Source organism: Mesorhizobium sp. RCAM 06353, assembly GCF_059683585.1.
Genome location: NZ_CM185031.1, coordinates 2646097 through 2665606, shown reverse-complemented (window position 1 = coordinate 2665606; position 19510 = coordinate 2646097). Strand labels below are relative to the sequence as shown.

At 63.8% G+C, this 19510-nt stretch carries 13 protein-coding genes and 1 pseudogene; 9 read left to right on the top strand and 5 right to left on the bottom strand.

The window, feature by feature from the left end:
• Nucleotides 1–6 precede the first annotated feature (6 nt).
• From AC56QX_RS12585 to AC56QX_RS12565, 5 genes and pseudogenes are all read right to left on the bottom strand, one after another.
• Entirely contained in the window at nucleotides 7–4080 is a 4074-nt protein-coding gene (locus AC56QX_RS12585; RefSeq protein WP_497117739.1) for a YadA-like family protein, read from the bottom strand.
• Between the two features lie 42 nt (nucleotides 4081–4122).
• Nucleotides 4123–5859: pseudogene (locus tag AC56QX_RS12580) on the bottom strand (YadA family autotransporter adhesin); the annotation flags it as partial.
• A 385-nt stretch (nucleotides 5860–6244) separates the two neighbouring features.
• Entirely contained in the window at nucleotides 6245–6595 is a 351-nt protein-coding gene (locus tag AC56QX_RS12575; protein ID WP_497116283.1) for an AraC family transcriptional regulator, read from the bottom strand.
• 362 nt (nucleotides 6596–6957) lie between these two features.
• Nucleotides 6958–7875, bottom strand: coding sequence for an AraC family transcriptional regulator (locus AC56QX_RS12570; RefSeq protein WP_497116281.1), 918 nt, complete (start codon nucleotides 7873–7875; stop codon nucleotides 6958–6960).
• A gap of 354 nt (nucleotides 7876–8229) precedes the next feature.
• On the bottom strand, nucleotides 8230–8424 hold the full coding sequence (locus tag AC56QX_RS12565; protein WP_497116279.1) for a hypothetical protein: 195 nt from the start codon (nucleotides 8422–8424) through the stop codon (nucleotides 8230–8232).
• Between the two features lie 293 nt (nucleotides 8425–8717).
• Between AC56QX_RS12565 and AC56QX_RS12560 the strand changes: the two genes are divergently transcribed.
• The 9 genes from AC56QX_RS12560 to nirB all read left to right on the top strand — a co-directional run bounded on the left by AC56QX_RS12560 (nucleotide 8718) and on the right by nirB (nucleotide 19488).
• Nucleotides 8718–10181, top strand: a complete 1464-nt coding sequence (locus tag AC56QX_RS12560) for a phospholipase D-like domain-containing protein (RefSeq protein ID WP_497116277.1) — start codon at nucleotides 8718–8720, stop codon at nucleotides 10179–10181.
• 144 nt (nucleotides 10182–10325) lie between these two features.
• On the top strand, nucleotides 10326–11126 hold the full coding sequence (locus AC56QX_RS12555) for an endonuclease/exonuclease/phosphatase family protein (RefSeq protein WP_497116275.1): 801 nt from the start codon (nucleotides 10326–10328) through the stop codon (nucleotides 11124–11126).
• Between the two features lie 100 nt (nucleotides 11127–11226).
• The gene (locus AC56QX_RS12550; RefSeq protein WP_497116273.1) at nucleotides 11227–11556 is read left to right on the top strand and encodes a hypothetical protein; all 330 of its coding nucleotides are present in this window, start codon (nucleotides 11227–11229) and stop codon (nucleotides 11554–11556) included.
• A 153-nt stretch (nucleotides 11557–11709) separates the two neighbouring features.
• Nucleotides 11710–12312, top strand: a complete 603-nt coding sequence (locus AC56QX_RS12545; RefSeq protein WP_027045429.1) for an ANTAR domain-containing response regulator — start codon at nucleotides 11710–11712, stop codon at nucleotides 12310–12312.
• Between the two features lie 2 nt (nucleotides 12313–12314).
• Nucleotides 12315–13553 carry a CmpA/NrtA family ABC transporter substrate-binding protein gene (locus tag AC56QX_RS12540; RefSeq protein WP_497117738.1) on the top strand — a complete coding sequence of 413 codons (1239 nt, stop codon included), beginning with the start codon at nucleotides 12315–12317 and terminating at the stop codon, nucleotides 13551–13553.
• A 326-nt stretch (nucleotides 13554–13879) separates the two neighbouring features.
• Nucleotides 13880–15208, top strand: a complete 1329-nt coding sequence (locus tag AC56QX_RS12535) for a CmpA/NrtA family ABC transporter substrate-binding protein (protein ID WP_497116271.1) — start codon at nucleotides 13880–13882, stop codon at nucleotides 15206–15208.
• 126 nt (nucleotides 15209–15334) lie between these two features.
• Entirely contained in the window at nucleotides 15335–16225 is an 891-nt protein-coding gene (gene ntrB, locus AC56QX_RS12530; protein ID WP_497116269.1) for a nitrate ABC transporter permease, read from the top strand.
• A gap of 10 nt (nucleotides 16226–16235) precedes the next feature.
• Nucleotides 16236–17033: an ABC transporter ATP-binding protein gene (locus AC56QX_RS12525; protein WP_475457994.1), complete on the top strand. Its 798-nt coding sequence runs from the start codon at nucleotides 16236–16238 to the stop codon at nucleotides 17031–17033.
• 4 nt (nucleotides 17034–17037) lie between these two features.
• Nucleotides 17038–19488 carry a nitrite reductase large subunit NirB gene (gene nirB / locus AC56QX_RS12520; RefSeq protein WP_497116267.1) on the top strand — a complete coding sequence of 817 codons (2451 nt, stop codon included), beginning with the start codon at nucleotides 17038–17040 and terminating at the stop codon, nucleotides 19486–19488.
• The last annotated feature ends 22 nt before the right edge of the window (nucleotides 19489–19510 follow it).

The window sequence follows — 19510 nt, the reverse complement described above, 5'->3', positions numbered from 1 at the left end:
CCTGCCTCAGTTCAAGGTGAAGCTGAGGCCAGCGCCGACGCCGACATTTCCACCCGCCGCCGTGCCCGACACATTGCCACGGATGCGTCCATCCTCGCTCGTGTAGCCCGCGCCAAAGGCAAAGGCGCTCGAGTCCCGCCAGAAGCCGCCACCCGCCGCGACGCTCAACTTTCCGGGCCGGTCGTCGTAGCGCAGCGAGGCCGCGGCCAGCCCGATCGCCGCCGCCTGGCGGGCTTCGTCGCGGATGCCGCCGATGTCCGTATTGAGCTGGCTGAGCTTCTGGTCCGTATAGTTGTTGGCCTGTTGCAAGGTCGTGGCCGCCACCTTGTCGGTATAGGTGTTGGACGTGTTGATGCTCGTGGCCAGTCCCTGGTTCAGCTGGTTGACGTTAACCGCATCGGTGCCGGCAACGCCGGGACCGACATTGGAGATGACGACCGGCGCGTTGACGTCGCCGCCCTGCAGCGTGATGCTGTTCTTCTTGCTGCCGTCCGGATTGGTGTCATACGTCACCGCGTTCTGGGTGAGCGTTCCAAGACCCGATTTCAAATCCTCGACCGCCGTGTTGGTGGCGTAGAGCTGCGAGCCGTTGATCGCATCGGTGCTGTTGGCGTTGATCTGTCCGGCGGCGACATTGGTGATCGTCCGCTCAGCGCCAGCACTGCCGACGCTGACGGTGCCGATCGGAGCGGTTCCGGCGAAGGTATAGGTCTTGCCGTTGATGACGGTGCTGGAGGTGCCGACCGCGGTCTGCGTCACCGAGCCCGAACCCAGCGCCACATCATTGGCATTGTTGGCCTTGGCGCCCTGGCCGAGCGCCACCGCACCTTGGCCCGTGGCTGTGGAGCCATTGCCGGCGGCAAGGCTGTTGGTGCCGCTGGCCACGCTGGCCGGCCCGATCGCGACGCTGTCGGTGCCGCTGGCGGTGGAGTCGGCCAGCGTCGAATTGGCGTGGAAATACTTGATGCCGCCGCCATTGCTGATGTTGGTCAGGGCGTTGTCGACCGCCGTGAGCCCATCATAGACGGTCGTGTAGGTGTTGCCCTGGACGGTGTAGGTCGGTCCGCTGATCGAGCCGTCGGGATTGATCGTAGTGCCGCCGCCGAACAGGTTGGCGATGTTTTGCGACACGCCCTTAAGCTGGGAGACGTTGACGCCATCAGTATCGGCAGAACCAGCCGCGACATTGGTGAGCTTGCGTTCGGCCCCGGCTGCGCCGATCGACACCTCGCCGACCGAGGTCTGCGGAGCAGTGAGGCCAAAGGCCGTATAGCCGGTCTGTGCGCCGACCGAGGTGATGGACTGCGCGCCGAGCGCGACGCTGTTGATGAAGGTGCTTTGGGCGCCGGCGCCGAGCGCCACCGACTGGATGCCGGACGCCAGCGAATTGGTGCCGAGCGCCAGCCCGTCGGCCAGCATGACATGGGCGTTCTGGCCTATGGCCGTGCCGCCGGGCGCGGTCTGGTCGACGATGGCGCCATTGCCGATGCCGACGCCGTTGTCGCCGTTGACGACCGTCGTCGGGCCGACCGCGACCGACTCCGCGCCGACCGCGAGCGAGTCGCCCGCCGCCGAATTGGCATGGAAGTATTTCGTCGAGGTGACCGAGACAGACGCGATGGCGCCCTGCAGCTGCCGCACTGTTACGGCATCCTGGGCTTGCGTGCCGTCGGCGACATTGGTGATCTGCCGGTAGGACGTGGCGGTGCCGACCGACACGGCGCCAAGCAGCGTCTTGTCGGTCGTGTTGTACTGGATGAAGTTGGACGGACCGGCGGCGATCTGTCCGGTGGCCGGTGCCAGGGCGCGGTCGGACACCGAGCCGGAACCGAGCGCCACGCCGCCGTCGATGCTGACATTGCTGTCGCGGCCGAGCGCCAGCCCGCTGACGCCGGTCGCGGTCGCCTGGTAGCCGACAGCGGTGGAGCCGACCCCTTGCGCGAAGGAATCTGTCTGCGCCAATCCGGTCTCGTTGGTGCGGGCGTAGCGGATGCCCACGCCATTGGCGTCGGTATAGGCGGTCGAGGTATCGCCGGCGATGTTACTGATCGTGTTGCCAAGATTGGTCACCGAACCACCGATGGTATTGAGCGTCGTGCCGATGGCGTCGACAGCCTGGTTGGTGGCGAAGAGCTGCGAGCCGTTGATCGCATCGGTGGAGGACCCGCTTATCCGACCCGCGGCGACGTTGGTGATGGTGCGTTCCGCACCGACCGCGCCGACACTGACCGTCGAGCTCGGAGTGGTGCCCTGGAAGGCATAGGTCGTACCGTTGATCACAGTGCTCGGCGTACCTACCGCTACTGCCGTGACACTGCCCGAGCCCAGCGCCACGTCGCCTGCGTTGCTGGCGTTGGCGAGGGCGCCCAGCGCGATTGCATTCTGGGCGCCGGCATTCGCTCCTAGGCCAAGAGCGGTCGCTTGAAAGGCGCTTGCGAGTGCGTTCTGGCCGATCGCGGTGCTGGACGTGGCTGTAGCATTGGCGTTGGCGCCCACGGCGGTGCTGTATTGGCCCGAGGCCTTGGATATAAAACCCATCGCCGTTGCGTCGAGGGCCGATGCGACGGCGCCAGTGCCGAAGGCCGAGGCGTTGACGTCGGAGGCAGTCGCATTGTTACCGGCCGCGATGGCGCTCGTCCCCGATGCGGTCGAGGTGGGTCCGATCGCGACCGAGTCCGTACCCGTCGCAGACGAGTCCGCCAGCGTCGAATTGGCATGGAAATACTTGATGCCGCCGCCGACATTGATGCTGTTGAGCGTGGTGCCGATGGCGTTGACCGCCTGGTTGGTGGCGAAGAGCTGCGAGCCGTTGATCGCGTCGGTCGAGGACCCGCTTATCCGGCCCGCGGCGACGTTGGTGATGGTGCGTTCCGCACCGACCGCGCCGACACTGACCGTCGAGATCGGGGTGGTGCCCTGGAAGGCGTAGGTCGTGCCGTTGATCACCGCATTGGGCGTGCCGATCGCCGCGGCGGTCACCGAGCCCGAGCCAAATGCCACGTCGCCTGCATTGCTGGCGTTGGCGAGGGCGCCCAGCGCGATTGCATTCTGGGCGCCGGCATTCGCTCCTAGGCCAAGAGCGGTCGCTTGAAAGGCGCTTGCGAGTGCGTTCTGGCCGATCGCGGTGCTGGACGTGGCTGTAGCATTGGCGTTGGCGCCCACGGCGGTGCTGTATTGGCCCGAGGCCTTGGATATAAAACCGATCGCCGTTGCGTCGAGGGCCGATGCGACGGCGCCGGTGCCGAAGGCCGAGGCGTTGGCGTCGGAGGCAGTCGCATTGTTACCGGCCGCGATGGCGCTCGTCCCCGATGCGGTCGAGGTGGGTCCGATCGCGACCGAGTCCGTACCCGTCGCAGACGAGTCAGCCAGCGTCGAGTTGGCATGGAAATACTTGATGCCGCCGCCGACATTGATGTTGTTGAGCGTGGTGCCGATGGCGTTGACCGCCTGGTTGGTGGCAAAGAGCTGCGACCCGTTGACCGCATCCGTCGAGGATCCGCTGATCCGGCCCGCGGCGACGTTGGTGATGGTGCGTTCCGCACCGACCGCGCCGACGCTGACCGTCGAGGTCGGATTGGTGCCCTGGAAAGCATAGGTCGTGCCGTTGATCACCGCATTGGGCGTGCCGACCGCCACGGCGGTCACCGAGCCCGAGCCCAGTGCCACGTCACCGGCGTTGCCGGCAGTGGAGTTGGCGCCCAGAGCGAGCGCATTCGCGCCGCTGGCAGTCGCTTGTTTGCCGAGAGCGGTCGCTTGAAGGGCGGATGCGAGTGAGTTCTGGCCGATCGCCGTGCTGGACGTGGCTGTAGCATTGGCGTTGGCGCCCACGGCGGTGCTGAATTGGCCCGAGGCCTTGGATATAAAACCCATCGCCGTTGCGTCGAGGGCCGATGCGACAGAGCTAGTGCCGATGGCCGAGGCGTTGGCGTCGGAGGCGCTCGCATTGTTGCCGGCGGCGATGGCGCTCGTGCCCGTCGCGGTCGCGACGGGTCCGATCGCGACCGAGTCCGTACCCGTCGCCGACGAGTCCGCCAAGGTCGAGTTGGCATGGAAATACTTGATGCCGCCGCCGACATTGATGTTGTTGAGCGTGGTGCCGATGGCGTTGACCGCCTGGTTGGTGGCAAAGAGCTGCGAGCCGTTGACCGCGTCGGTCGATGTCAGGCTGATCCGCCCCGCCGCCAGATTGGTGAGCGTGCGTTCCGCACCGGGTGCGCCGATGCTGACTGTCGAGGTCGGATTGGTGCCCTGGAAAGCATAGGTCGTGCCGTTGATCACCGCATTGGGCGTGCCGACCGCCGCCGAGGTCACCGAGCCCGAGCCGAGCGCTACGTCGCCCGAGCTTGCCGACGCCGTCGCGCCATTGCCGAGCGCGACATTGCCGGCGAGGCCGGCGGCACCCGCGGTCGAGCCGTTGCCCAGGGCCACGGAACCTTGCCCGATCGCCTTGTTGTTGTTGCCGATGGCGACGGCACCGTTGGCCTGGTTGGCGGCGGTGGCTGTTGCCGTGCCGTCGCTGTTGGCGATGTTGTTGGCGCCGCCGGTGAAGGCACCGGTGCCGCTGGCGTAGCTGGGATCACCGATGGAGACAGCGCCGTTGCCGTAAGCAGTGTTGCCGGAACCGATGGATACGGCCTTGCCGCCGGTCGCCACCGCATTGGTGCCCACGGCGACGGCTTCGGCGGAACTGGCCTTGGCATTGTTGCCGACGGCGATGGCGCTCGTCGCTGACGCATTGGCGCCGATGCCGAGTGCGGTACTGCCTATCCCGCCGGCGTTGGCGCTGACGCCGGCAGCGAGAGAATTGTCTCCCGCCGCAGTTGCTCCGGACCCGAATGAGGAGGCGTTCGCGCCGCTGGCGACGGCGACGTTGCCAACCGCTGTGCTGGCGGTGCCACTCGCCTTCGAGGTAGTGCCCATGGCGATGGCATCTTGCGCGCTCGCATTGGCTTGCTTGCCGATCGCCGTGCCGTCTACGCTGCTCGCAGTAGCACCCAGGCCCAGCGCGGTTGCGCTAGCGGCGGTCGCCGCGGCGTTGTTGCCAAGCGCCGTGGCGGACACGCCCGTGGCTTGGGCTCCAGAGCCCGCTGCCACCGAGCCGACTCCACTCGACACAGCCTGGTTGCCCAGCGCCAATGAGAAATCGGCCGAGGCATTGGTGCTGGAGCCGAGCGCTGTCGAGTTCAGCCCTGCGGCATTGGCCGACTTGCCTATGGCGACGGCACTATCCCCGCTGGCGACGGCCGACCAGCCTCCGGCGAATGACAAGCCACCAGTGGCGGACGAGCTGGTACCGACAGCGGTGGAATTCCCTCCCGAAGCAACAGAGAAGGTACCCAAGGCGTTGGCGCCGCCCCCGGTGGCGCTAGCCTGGACGCCGAGCGCGACCGTATTAATATTGCTTGAGATCGTGCCTTGGCCCAGCGCCATCGCGCCGCCTGTCCCCGTGGCTTTGGCGTTCAGGCCGAGAGCCACCGAGTATTGCGCCGACGCAACGGATGCTCGCCCGACCGCGATAGCGTCGGCCTGCGATGCCGTGACATCCGTGCCGATGCCGATGGCGCTCGTGGCGGTGGCACCTGTCCCGGCGACGGTGCGCGAGCCAAGATAGATGGAATTGATCTGGGTCGCGAGCGACTGGAAGCCAATCGCTACGGCATTCTGGCTGCCCGCATTGGCATTGGTGCCCTCGGCTATCGAGTCGGCTCCGTTTTGCACGGCCCCGGACCCAAACGCGATACCGCGCACTCCGTTTGCCGTGCCGCCGCCGCCGAAAACCTGTGCTAGTGCCGGCGTGGAAATGCCGCCCAATGCGATCGAACCCAGCACCGCCGCCAAAATCCTGCCGGTGCCGAGCATGCCGAGCCCATGTCTCTTGCGGCGCATGCCGAGCACACGGTGAGCCATCCTCAGCACCGCCATCAGGCGGCGGCGAACCGAGCGTGAGCCCTGGCCCCCCGCGATCCACTGCCCGACGAAATGCGCCGCGCGACGCTGAACAAACGAGCCGTTCGAAATCTGGCCGCTCGAAATGCGATTGTCGGTCATGGCTTCCTCTCCGCTGGCCGGCACGAAATGTCTGACAATTCCGCTTGCCACCAGAAAGACATGATTCCTGCTTGCGGTATTTCACGAAATTGCTGTGTTACGAGAAAAGAAGCGTGCAGACCGACAGAGGTTAATGGCTCGTTACCTTAGCCGATGCTTAAAAACCAAGTAATCAAGCAATATCGCAAGCGCCGCCTCATCTAACCTTGGAGTTAAGCTTGCCCACCCTTGCCTGCAGCGGCGTCACCCGCCGGTATTTCTTCATGACGGTGGTAAAATGGCTCTGGCTTGAAAAGCCAGCAAGGTGGGCGATATCCGCGATCGCCATGCGGCTGTCGGCAAGCAGTCTTTCGGCAAAGTCCAGCCGCAGGCCGAGGACGTACTGATGCGGCGGCATCCCGAACGTACGGGAGAAAGCCCGCATGAAGTGGTAGGGCGACAGCCCGCAAACCGCGGCCATCTCGGCAAGCGCTATCTTGCGCGTGAAGTTCTGATCCAGGAATTCCCGAACCTTGCGCGCGCTGTGGGCGGAAAGCCCGCCTTTCACGTTCAGCGCCGGCTGTCGCGTGGGACTGGGTCCGGACGCCGATCCCGGAGGGCCATCATCAGACCGCATCTTTCGGTCCCTTGATATTTCGCAGATAGAATTCAACCCGAGACCGCCCTCCCCGTTCCCCCCAAAAACAATTCGTGATTGATCGAGCTGTGGCCGCATTGTCGCTCCGATTCATTCGATCAGTCCGGCCAGATGGCGAATGATGCACAGGCTCCATGCTATTTCGAATGACTCCCGTAATGCCTGGGGCACAGTGGTGACGGACGTATTTTGGAAAACTCCGGAAGCTTTGTAGGAAATTCCGGTCTTGGATTATCGGACGGCAGGTGTTGCCACTTTGCCATCCCGAGCTTTCAGTTTCTGCCTGGCGCATATCCGGTCATGGTCGGTGTTCTGCCTCTGTATTTTTTCATGGTTGCGGCCAGATGACTCTGATCCGAAAACCCTGCGAGGTAGGCGACTCCGGCGATTGCTAGCTCGCCGTCAACGAACAGCTTTTCGGCGAAGTCCAGGCGCAGGTTGATCAGGTAGCGATGCGGCGGCATGCCGAACGTCCTAGCGAACCTTGCTATGAAATGATTCGGCGAAACCCCCGCGACCGATGCCAGTTCGGCAACCATGACTTTTCGCGCGAAATTCTCGTCGAGATATTCGCGCACGCGTCGTGCCCCAACGGCAGAAAGCCCGCGCTTGGGCGACACGGCCGTCCTGCTGCGGCTCGTGTATGTGCGCAGCAGATGCACGCCGAATACGGTGAGCAGCGTGTCCAGATAGAGTTCGTTCGGCGGCAGCGTCCCGGTCAGCTCGGCGGTGATCATCTGGGCTATGTTGAGGGCCCTCAGGTCGACCTTGCCGAACGCCGGCGGCTGAAGCTCTGTATCGGCGCGATCGGACTCATGAGCCGCCAACTCCGACAGCGCTTCGGGAGAAATGGAAACGACGGCGTTCTCCCTGGTCTGCGACCAGGCGAAGGTGCTGTCGACCCCCGCGGGATTGATGATGAGGCATCCGACCGGCGCATCGTATTCCGTGATCCTGTCGCTGCCGAGCGAGGCTCTGAATTTGCGTCCTGGCCTCAGCACAATGCCTGCGGAATGTTCCATGGCCAAGAACGTCTGCGACCCGGGACCGCGGACGGAATGGATGACGCTGCCGCGCGCAGTGGCTCTTCTGGGACCAGCACTTTCTGGAATGATGTCCAGGACATATCGGGCTGTCCGATCGACGCCCCGGGAAACGCCACTCTCCCGAGCCTCGTCCGCATTTTTCATTGCATCGCCTCGGCCGTCTTGCTGCCGCTTGAACCCCCCTTTGCCCAGCCCTAAAACAGCGTAACGCACAGGCCTTGGATAGGGAAGAACTCCCCCGCGCAAAGAAAAATTTTTATTCAGGAAAAGAAAGAAAAAACGACCGATACAGGAAGTCGGCGAGCATTCTGTTTCAGCCCGCCGCCAGTCTCGCCATGCGAGAGTTTTCGTCGACTCCTGGCATGACCGGCCCCGTTCTCGACTGTTTCTCGTACACCACCATAGGGGCTTGGTGCGGCCTTCGCAGGCGAACAGCTTGGTTTGCCCACCGAGATCAGCGACCGCAATGACGCGGTACGCAGGAGGCGCAGTGTACGGCTACAGATCGCCGCGACGTTTCTCATACAAATCCCAGGTGAGTTCCACAAAAGCCAGAAGAACGTCGTCCTGGTTCCAACCGGACGCGACCGCCGCCTGGACGATTTCACGGACCAGAGGCAGCAACTGGCGCTGGCATCCGGCCGACATGTCGCCGTCACCCCCTGGAGGCCCCTCGAAGTTGAATCCCATCATTCGGCGCCTCCCCCGCCTCTGATCAAAGTGTTATATCGCCATTTTCGTTCCTTCTGATATACAGCATATGTGGCACCAAAGTACAGGAAGCGTTGGATCACCAAGGCAGCACCGGACGATGCCGGGCCACGCTGTCTCTATGCTTTCCCTCGGGTCATGTTGGCTTTTCCAAGCGTGATCACAGGGAAATTTCATCCTGCCTGGAATAGGGACCTTCAGCCGAAGCGCTGACCTCCGTCCGACGAGGCGCGTCCGCATTGCCTTCTGCAACCGCTCGCTGGATAGTCCCGGCAATGTTCGAGACTATTGCGACTCACTGGACCCAAATCCTGGCGATCATCTCGGTGGTGATGGCGACCGTCGGCATCGCACACGCCGTCATGACCAAGGAGGATGTGCGGGCCGCCACCGGCTGGGTCGGCGTGATGGTGCTGTCGCCGATCCTTGGCGTGCTGATCTATGCCGTGGCCGGCATCAACCGCATCCGCCGCGCAACGATCACAGCACAGCGCCCGCTTGCCGGCGACGCAGTATCCGCCAAGGATGAGCGTGATATCGCCGCCGAGGAGGCGTTGATCGTCGAGCGTTACGGCCAACGCTTCACCGGCCTGCGGACGCTGGGCGACAGGGTGGCGCGGCGCGCGCTCAACCCGGGCAATGCCATCGATGTGCTGGAGACCGGCGACGAAGCCTATGCCGCCATGTGCGCGGCGATCGATGGCGCCGAGCGCAGCGTCCTGCTCGAGACCTATATTTTCGACAATGATGCCGTCGGCCTGCTTTTCGTCGAATCGCTGGCCGGTGCCGTCGGGCGCGGCGTCACCGTTCGCGTGCTGATCGACGCCGTCGGCGCCCGTTACTCCGTCCCCAGCATCCTCGGCCATCTGCGCCGCGCCAACATCACCGCCGATGTCTTCAACGGCAACATCGTCATGGGCTTGCGCCTGCCCTACGCCAACCTGAGAACCCACCGGAAGATCCTGGTGGTCGACGGCACGGTCGCCTTTACCGGCGGCATGAACATCCGCAAGGGTTTTTCCGCCGAGTTTGCAGGCTCCAACAGTGCCAGGGACACGCATTTCAAGGTCACCGGACCTGTCGTCGCCGACCTGTTCTCGGTTGCCGCCGAAGACTGGCGTTTCTCCACTAATGAAGCGTTGAAGGGCGATACCTGGCGAATTGCCCCGCTGTCGCCGGGAGCCGGCCAGCCGATGCTGGTGCGGGCGGTCGCATCCGGGCCGGATGCCAGCAACGAGACCAACCACAAACTGCTGATCGGCGCCTTCTCGGTCGCGCGCAAGTCGATCCGCCTGATGTCGCCCTATTTCCTGCCGGACCGGGAATTGATCAGCGCCTTGATCACCGCCGCCCGGCGCGGCGTCGAGATCGATGTCGTGGTGCCGGCGGTCAACAATCTCTTCCTTGTCGACCGCGCCATGACCGCGCAATTCGACCAGATCCTCAAGAACTATTGCCGCATATGGCGAACGGAGGGCCCATTCGACCATTCCAAGCTCCTTTCAATCGACGGCGTGTGGGCCTATGTCGGCTCGTCCAACCTCGACGCCCGATCGCTGCGGTTGAATTTCGAGATCGATCTGGAGGTTCTCGACGCAGGCTTTGCCCGCGAGATCGAAGCCCGGATTGGATCGGCAATAGAAACGGCTATCCCTGTCACGCTGGACGCCTTGCGGGCCCGGCACTTCATCATCCGGCTGTTCGACCGTATCCTGTGGCTGGGATCGCCCTATCTCTAGATGGGTTCTCACCCTATCTCTAGAACAGGCGCCTCTTTAACAAAACGACGTGTTTCACGGATAGTTTGACGTCGATCATGGAACATAGACGCAAAGACTCTATTTGAGGTGCATGGTGAGAGCGGCTGAAATGGCGAACATGCGATGCGGATGAACGAACGTAGCCTCCCCGCAACCATGCTTTTGTCCATTCGCGACAGGCGGATGCAGAAGGCAAACGCCGCTGCGCACAAGGCGACCGCTACCACCGGAACGCTGGTCGCGTCTTACAACGTCCACAAATGCATCGGCGTCGACCGCAAGTTCGATCCCGACCGCACCAGCCGCGTCATCCGCGAAATCGATCCCGACGTCATCGCCCTGCAGGAAGCGGACAACCGCTTCGGCGACCGTGACGGACTTCTCGACCTGCCCCGCCTCGAGCGGGAAACCGGCCTTGTGCCGGTGCCGATTTCAGCCACCGGCAAGGGCCATGGCTGGCACGGCAACGTGCTCCTGTTCAAGAAAGGCGTTGTCCGCGACGTGCATCAGATCAGGCTTCCGGGCCTCGAACCGCGCGGCGCGGTGGTGGCGGAGATCGACCTCGATGGAAATCGGACCTTGCGCGTCATCGCCGCCCATCTCGGTCTGCTGCGCCATTCACGCTCGCAACAGGCCCGCGTCGTGCTGGACATCATGAGCAGCGCCGACGAGAAGCCGACGCTCCTGCTTGGCGACCTCAACGAATGGCGGCTCGGCAACCGCTCCGCGCTGAACACGCTGCACGCGACTTTCGGGCCGCAGCCGCCGGCGGTCCCCACCTTCCCCTCAAACCTGCCGCTCCTGGCGCTCGACAGGATCATGACCAACCGACACGGCATGATCACAGCGGTAGAAGCGCACGATACGCCGCTTTCGCGCGTTGCCTCCGACCACCTGCCGTTGACGGCCTTCGTTCGCCTGTAGACCCGGCTTGCCGGAGATGGCTTCGACAGGCTCGGGATTCATTTGGGAACGCTAATTCTTTCTGCGAGTTGATACGCATTGAACCGCAGGAGGACGAAACATGAAGAAGTTATTCTTGGCTTCAATGGTGGCATTGGCCGCCACAGCCGCAGTCATTGCGCCGACGCAGGCCGCAAGCGTGATTATCCAGTCGGACGACGGCAACCGGTATTCACCGGACGACGAATCCGACAACGGCCAGATCGTCGTTCGCCGCCATCACCGGCAGAATTACGACAACCAGTATGGCGACGACCAGAACGTGCAATATGATGACAACAACGATGGCCAGTATCGCCGCCACCACCGGCATCACCGCTGTCATATCGAGATCATCAAGCACTGGCGCCACCATCACAGGGTGATCGAGCAGGTTCGCGTCTGCGGTTAACCCGCTCACTGCCTTTTGAGCAAGACGACGTGATCTGCTTGCGAGCAGGAAGCAATCCACAGCGGTAAGCGATGATGCGGCATAGCCACGGCCCCTTCACGGACGTGGCTATGCCGCATTGCACAATTTCGCCACCTTGCCCACAATGCAGGCATGGTCCGATCCTCCCTAGCCGTCCTGGTGATCGACGAAAATCGCATCCGCGCCTCGATCATCGAGGCCGGCCTGCGCGAGGCCGGTCATCAGCGGGTCACGGTCATCCATGATGTGACCGGCATTGCGCGACGGATCGCCGAAATCGAGCCTGACGTCATCGTCATCGATCTCGAAAATCCCAACCGCGATATGCTCGAAAACATGTTCCAGCTGTCGCGTGCCGTAAAGCGCCCGATCGCCATGTTCGTCGACCGTTCCGACCAGGCTTCGATCGAGGCGGCGGTCGATGCCGGCGTGTCCGCCTATGTCGTCGACGGGCTCAGGCAAGAGCGCGTCAAGCCGATCCTCGACATGGCGGTGAGCCGCTTCAATGCCTTCTCGCGCATGGCGCGTGAGCTGGAAGAGGCGCGTAGCGAGCTCGAGAGCCGCAAGGTCATTGATCGCGCCAAGGGCATTCTTATGAAGTCGCGCGGCCTCTCCGAGGAGGCCGCCTACACGCTGCTGCGCAAGACGGCGATGAACCAGAACCGCAAGATCAGCGATATCGCCCAGAGCCTGGTGACTGCCGCCGGGTTGCTGGGGCCGGCGGAGGACGAATGAGCATGGGCGCCGAGCACCAGATCACCGCCGGCTTCATGCCGCTTTTCGACAGCGCCGTGCTGGTGGCCGCAAGCGAGCTTGGCTTCGCCGCACGCGAAGGCATTGAGCTGACGCTGCACCGCGAGACGTCCTGGGCCAACATCCGCGATCGCATGGCCATCGGCCACTTCGATCTCGCGCATATGCTTGGACCGATGCCGCTCGCCTGCAATCTCGGGCTGACGCCGCTCGCTTCCGAAACCACCGTGCCGTTCTCGCTCGGGCTCGGCGGCAATTGCGTCACCATCTCCAACACCGTCTGGGCCGGGATAGTGGCGCATGGCGCCGAAGCCGATCTCGATCCGGCGCGCGCCGGGGCGGCACTTGGCGCATTCATCCGCGAACGGGCGGAAGCTGGCCGCGATCCGCTTCGCTTTGCCGTCGTGCATCCGCATTCCGGGCACAATTACGAACTGCGCTACTGGCTTGCCGCTTGCGGCATCGATCCCGACCGCGCAATCGAGATCGTCATCGTGCCGCCGCCTTTCATGGCCGACGCGCTGGCCACCGGGCGCATCGACGGTTACTGCGTCGGCGAGCCCTGGAACAGCGCTGCGGTCGCCGCCGGCACCGGCCATATCGTCACCGTCAAGGCGCTGTTGTGGAAGAACAGCCCGGAGAAGGTGATCGGCGTGCGCAAGGCCTGGGCGGACGAGAACCCCGAGGCGTTGGCGGCATTGCTGCGCGCGCTGCATCACTCGGCCCGCTGGTGCCAGGATCCGGCCAACCACGCCGAATTGGCCTCCGTGATGGCGCAACCCGGCTTCCTCGGTCTGCCGCCCGCGGTGCAGATGCCGATCCTGACCGGCCATCTCCAATTGGGCGGCGGGGCGGAGCGGGATATCGACGACTTCTTCCTGCCCTTCGACAAGGCGGCGAATTTTCCGTGGAAGAGCCATGCACTTTGGTTCTACACGCAGATGGTGCGCTGGGGGCATGTCGCGCACACGCCTGAAAACCTCGCTATTGCCCGCGACTGCTACCGGCCCGACCTCTACCGCTCGGCGCTGAAGCCGCTCGGCGTGGCGCTCCCCGGCGCCAATGCGAAGGTCGAGGGCGCGCTCAAGGTCGCGACCGCGGTCGGCGCGACCGGGGCCGGCCTGGTGCTTGGTCCCGACGGTTTCTTCGACGGCCAGATCTTCGATCCCGATGAGATCAACGCCTACATCGCGCGCCAGAAATCGGCCCGCGCGGAAGCCTGATCATTTGCGCGCCACTCTTGTGCATTGCACAAAAATTGTGCGTGTAGCGGCTGTAATGAACAATCTTTGCCCGCTCACCATAGTGCCCGGCACGCCGTCGACGGGCACGAATCGCTGATTTCATTGATGTTTTTCACTTATCGCCAAACTGGCATGGTTCCTGCTTTGAGATAATCAGGCCCTTTGTGGGTCACGGAACAGGCGTCCAATGACGGGCGCCACAGGCAAAGCTGCCGCTCAGGTCAAAACGCGCTCCCGGTCTCTCGGGCGCGAAGACCTGGCCGGCGGCTTTTTTGTTTTGGAATCGCGTTCAACCGGAGACGACGATGAAGAAGACGATGAAGAATTGGATCGGTACGGGAACATCCCCTAGGGATGTGACGCGTCGCGATTTTCTGGTCAGCAGCGCCATGACCGCCGGCCTGTTCGTGGCGGCGCGCAAGCTTTTCCCCTCCGGCGCCTATGCCGCCACCGCCGCGCCGGAAGTCACCGGCGCCAAGCTCGGCTTTATCGCACTGACCGATGCCGCGCCCCTGATGATCGCCAAGGAGAAAGGGCTGTTCGCCAAATTCGGCATGCCCGATGTCGAGGTGCTCAAGCAGGCCTCCTGGGGCGCGACGCGCGACAATCTGATGCTCGGCGGTGCGGCCAACGGCATCGACGGCGCCCATATCCTGACGCCGCTGCCTTACCTTATGCACACCGGCAAGGTGACGCAGAACAACCAGCCGATGCCGATGGCGATCGTGGCGCGGCTCAACTACGACTGCCAGGGCATTTCGGTCGCGCAGGAATATGCCGGCACCGGTGTCGGCCTCGATGCCTCGAAGCTAAAGGACGCCTTCGCCGCCAAGAAGGCGGCCGGCAAGGACATCAAGGCCGCCATGACCTTCCCGGGCGGCACGCACGATTTGTGGCTGCGCTACTGGCTGGCCGCCGGCGGCATCGATCCCGACAAGGATGTCTCGACCATCGTCGTGCCGCCGCCGCAGATGGTGGCCAACATGAAGGTCGGCAACATGGACGTGTTCTGCGTCGGCGAGCCGTGGAACGAGCAGCTCGTCCATCAGGGCGTCGGCTTCACCGCCGCAACCACAGGCGAATTGTGGAAGGGCCATCCCGAAAAGGCACTCGGCCTGCGTGCCGAGTTTATCGAGAAGAACCCGAACGCCACCAAGGCGATCCTGATGGCCGTCATGGAAGCCCAGCAATGGTGCGAGGCCAAGGAGAACAAGGACGAGATGGCCGCCATCATCGGCAAGCGGCAATGGATGAACGTGCCTGTCGCCGACATCATCGGCCGCCTCAAGGGCGACATCAACTACGGCAATGGCCGCGTCGCCAACGGCACCGATCTCTACATGAAGTTCTGGAAAGGCGGCGTCTCCTATCCCTTCAAGAGCCACGACAGTTGGTTCCTCGCCGAAAACATCCGCTGGGGTAAGTTCGCGCCGACCACCGACATCAAGGCGCTGGTCGATCAGGTCAACCGCGAGGATCTGTGGCGCGAGGCGGCCAAGGATCTTGGTGTTGCGGCGGCCGACATTCCGGCGTCTCCATCGCGCGGTGTCGAGACCTTCTTCGACGGCAAGGTCTTCGACCCGGCCAACCCGTCCGCCTATCTCGACAGCCTGAAGATCAAGGCATCGGCTTAGTCCAAGCGCAATGGCGCCCCTTGCGCCGTTGTCGCACGCAAACGGCGCATAGCGCCGTTTGTTCTCCAAAGCGCAAGCGGCATCACCGCCGCTTGTCGCTAGGCCCCCACGGAGTTTTTCCCAGACATGTCGATCCAGACTATCGAGGACACCAAGGTGAAGGCATTCCCCGCCAAGCCGGCCGAGGTGATTGCCTTCACCGCCAAGGCGCGACGCCGCTTCGACCCAATCGTGATCGCCGGCAAACTGGCGAGCACGCTGGTGCCGCCAATCATCGTCATCGCCCTCATGCTCGTCGTCTGGCAGGTCGCCTGCTCCTCGCCCACATCGAGCCTGCCGCCGCCCAGCCAGGTGTGGAACGAGGCCTATGATTTGATCGCGCATCCGTTCTTCAACAATGGCCCGCAAGATATCGGGCTGGCCTGGCGGGTGCTGATCTCGCTGCAGCGCGTCGCCATCGGCTTTGGCCTAGCGGCCATCGTCGGCGTCGCGCTCGGCGCGCTGGTCGGCCAGTCGATATGGGCGATGCGCGGCCTCGATCCGGTGTTCCAGATCCTGCGCACGGTGCCCCCGCTGGCCTGGCTGCCACTGTCGCTGGCGGCATTCCGCGATTCCAGCCCGTCGGCACTGTTCGTCATCTTCATCACTTCGATCTGGCCGATCATCATCAACACCGCCGTTGGTGTGCGCAACATTCCGCAGGACTATCGCAACGTCGCGCGCATCCTGCGGCTCAACCAGCTCGAGTTCTTCGTCAAGATCATGGTGCCGGCCGCAGCGCCCTACATCTTCACCGGTCTGCGGATCGGCATCGGCCTGTCCTGGCTCGCCATCGTCGCCGCCGAAATGCTGACCGGCGGCGTCGGCATCGGCTTCTTCATCTGGGACGCGTGGAACTCGTCGCGGTTGCCCGACATCATCGTCGCGCTCGCCTATATCGGCGTCACCGGCTTCTGCCTCGACCGCCTGGTCGCGGCGGTCGGCGCCTTCGTCACCCGCGGCACAACGGCAAAGTGAGGAAAGCGCCATGACGGCCTATCTGAAACTCGACCATATCGACAAATCCTTCGCTCGGGGCGGCCAGGTCAGCGAGGTGCTGAGGGATATCAGGTTGACCATCGACAAGGGCGAATTCGTCTCCATCATCGGCCATTCCGGCTGCGGCAAGTCGACCTTGCTCAACCTGATCGCCGGGCTGACCAAAGTGTCCGCCGGCGCCGTGCTGCTCGAGGACAAGGAAGTCGACAGCCCCGGCCCGGAACGCGCCGTGGTGTTCCAGAACCACTCGCTGCTGCCATGGCTCACCGTCTATGAAAACATCAACCTTGCGGTGTCGAAAGTCTTCGGCCGTTCGAAGACCAAGGCCGAGCGGCATGACTGGATCATGCGCAATCTTGACCTCGTGCAGATGGCGCATGCCAGGGACAAGCGCCCGGCGGAGATTTCGGGCGGCATGAAGCAGCGCGTCGGCATCGCCCGGGCGCTCGCCATGGAGCCGAAGATCCTGCTGCTCGACGAGCCGTTCGGCGCGCTCGACGCGCTGACCCGCGCCCATCTGCAGGACGCGGTGATGGACATCCATTCCAGGCTCGGCTCGACGACGATCATGATCACGCACGATGTCGACGAGGCGGTGCTGCTCTCTGACCGCATCGTCATGATGACCAACGGCCCGGCGGCGACCATCGGCGAAGTGCTTCCCGTGCCGCTGGCGCGGCCGCGTCGGCGCGTCGAGCTCTCTTCCGACCGCACCTTCCTGCGCTGCCGCGAGGCAGTGCTGAAGTTCCTCTACGAACGCCACCGCTTCGTCGAAGCCGCGGAGTAACGCCATGACCGAAAAACTCGTCATCATCGGCAACGGCATGGCCCCCGGGCGCATGCTGGAGCATCTCCTGGAACATGCGCCGGGCCGCTACGCCGTCACCATCTTCAACGCCGAGCCGCGGGTCAATTACGACCGCATCATGCTGTCGCCGGTGCTGTCGGGCGAAAAGGCCTATGAGGAAATCATCATCCACGGCGACGGCTGGTACATCGCCAACAACATCACCCTCTACAAGGGCCACAAGATCGTCGCCATCGACCGAGAGACGAAGACCGTCACCTCCGACCACGGCGTCACCGAGCCTTACGACAAGCTCGTCATCGCCACCGGCTCGGTGCCGTTCATCATTCCGGTGCCGGGCCACAATCTGCCGGGCGTGCTCACCTATCGCGATCTCGACGATGTCCAGGCCATGATGCTGGCGGCCCAGTCGCGGGCCAAGGCCGTGGTCATCGGCGGCGGCCTGCTCGGGCTGGAGGCGGCTGCGGGTCTCAACGCGCAAGGCATGGACGTCACTGTGCTGCACGTCATGCCGACGCTGATGGAGCGCCAACTCGATCCTGCCGCCGGCTATCTCTTGCAGCGCGCGGTGGAACAGCGCGGCATCAAGGTCATCACCAAGGCCAACACGCAGGCGATCACAGGCAATGGCAAGGTCGAGCAGGTGGAACTTGCCGACGGCACCATCATTCCGGCGACGCTGGTGGTCATGGCCGTCGGCATAAGGCCGAATTCGGCGCTGGCCAAGGAAGCGGGCATCGCCGTCAACAGAGGCATCGTCGTCGACGCCGGCATGCGCAGCAACGATCCCGATATCTATGCGCTCGGCGAATGCGCCGAGGTCAACGGTATGGTCTACGGGCTGGTCGCGCCGCTCTACGAGATGGCGCGCGTTGCCGCCCACCAGCTCGCCGGCAACGAGGCGGCCGCCTTCGTCCATATGGACACCCCGACTAAGCTCAAGGTCACCGGCATCGACCTGTTCTCGCTCGGCGACTTCGCCGAGGGCGAGGACCGCCAGGAGATCGTGCTGCGCGACGCCGCGGCCGGCGTCTACAAGCGCCTGGTGCTCAAGGACGACCGTATCATCGGCACCGTGCTCTATGGCGAGACGGCCGATGGCGCCTGGTTCAATGACCTGAAGAAGAAGCAGACCGACATATCGGAGATGCGCGATACGTTGATCTTCGGCCAGTCCTACCAGGGGGGTGCCCCGCTGGACCCTATGGCGGCCGTTGCAGCCTTGCCGGATGATGCGGAAATCTGCGGCTGCAACGGCGTCTGCAAAGGCAAGATCACAGGTGCGATCACGGCCAAGGGACTGAGCTCGCTTGACGATGTGCGAGCCCACACCAAGGCATCGGCCTCCTGCGGCTCGTGCACGGGGTTGGTCGAGAAGCTGATGGTGCTGACCATAGGTGACAAGTACAACCCGGCCGCTGTGCAACCGATGTGCGGCTGCACCACGCTCGGCCACGACGAGGTGCGCCGGCTGATCATCGCCAAGCGCCTGAAGACCATTCCCGCCGTCATGCAGGAGCTGGAATGGACGACCTCTTGCGGCTGCGCCAAATGCCGACCGGCGCTAAACTACTATCTCGTCTGCGACTGGCCGGACGACTACGCCGACGACTACCAGTCGCGCTTCATCAATGAGCGCGTCCACGCCAACATCCAGAAGGACGGCACCTATTCGGTGGTGCCGCGCATGTGGGGCGGCGTGACCAATGCCGCCGAATTGCGTGCCATCGCAGACGTCGTCGACAAGTTCGAGATCCCGATGGTCAAGGTCACCGGCGGCCAGCGCATCGACATGTTGGGCATCCGCAAGGAGGATTTGCCGGCGGTGTGGGCCGATCTCGGCCAGGCCGGCTTCGTCTCCGGCCATGCCTACGCCAAGGGCCTGCGCACGGTGAAGACCTGTGTCGGCTCCGACTGGTGCCGCTTCGGCACGCAGGATTCGACCGGTCTTGGCATCCGCATCGAGAAATTCATGTGGGGCTCGTGGACCCCGGCCAAGGTCAAGATGGCGGTGTCGGGCTGTCCCCGAAACTGCGCCGAGGCGACCTGCAAGGATGTCGGCGTCATCTGCGTCGACAGTGGCTACGAGATCCACTTCGCCGGTGCCGCCGGTCTCGATATCAAGGGCACCGAAGTGCTCGGCATGGTCAGGACCGAGGACGAGGCCCTGGAGCACATCGTGGCGCTGACGCAGATGTACCGCGAGCAGGGCCGCTATCTCGAGCGCATCTACAAATGGGCCAAGCGCATCGGCATCCCCGAGATCAAGCGCCAGATCATGGACGATGGCGAGAAGCGCAAGGCCTATTACGAGCGCTTCGTCTTCAGCCAGAAATTCGCCCAGGTCGATCCATGGTCGGAACGCGTGTCCGGCAAGGACAAGCACGAATTCCGGCCGATGGCTTCGGTCGGGTTTGCGCAGGCGGCGGAGTAGTCGCGTGTTCCCGAAAAGTGGA

Bases quoted from the DNA above. Each gene is read 5' to 3' on its own strand.
- AC56QX_RS12570 (WP_497116281.1), bottom strand. From the start codon at position 7,875: ATGAAAAATGCGGACGAGGCTCGGGAGAGTGGCGTTTCCCGGGGCGTC.
- AC56QX_RS12565 (WP_497116279.1), bottom strand. From the start codon at position 8,424: ATGATGGGATTCAACTTCGAGGGGCCTCCAGGGGGTGACGGCGACATG.
- AC56QX_RS12560 (WP_497116277.1), top strand. From the start codon at position 8,718: ATGTTCGAGACTATTGCGACTCACTGGACCCAAATCCTGGCGATCATC.
- AC56QX_RS12555 (WP_497116275.1), top strand. From the start codon at position 10,326: ATGCGGATGAACGAACGTAGCCTCCCCGCAACCATGCTTTTGTCCATT.
- AC56QX_RS12550 (WP_497116273.1), top strand. From the start codon at position 11,227: ATGAAGAAGTTATTCTTGGCTTCAATGGTGGCATTGGCCGCCACAGCC.
- AC56QX_RS12545 (WP_027045429.1), top strand. From the start codon at position 11,710: ATGGTCCGATCCTCCCTAGCCGTCCTGGTGATCGACGAAAATCGCATC.
- AC56QX_RS12540 (WP_497117738.1), top strand. From the start codon at position 12,315: ATGGGCGCCGAGCACCAGATCACCGCCGGCTTCATGCCGCTTTTCGAC.
- AC56QX_RS12535 (WP_497116271.1), top strand. From the start codon at position 13,880: ATGAAGAAGACGATGAAGAATTGGATCGGTACGGGAACATCCCCTAGG.
- ntrB (WP_497116269.1), top strand. From the start codon at position 15,335: ATGTCGATCCAGACTATCGAGGACACCAAGGTGAAGGCATTCCCCGCC.
- AC56QX_RS12525 (WP_475457994.1), top strand. From the start codon at position 16,236: ATGACGGCCTATCTGAAACTCGACCATATCGACAAATCCTTCGCTCGG.
- nirB (WP_497116267.1), top strand. From the start codon at position 17,038: ATGACCGAAAAACTCGTCATCATCGGCAACGGCATGGCCCCCGGGCGC.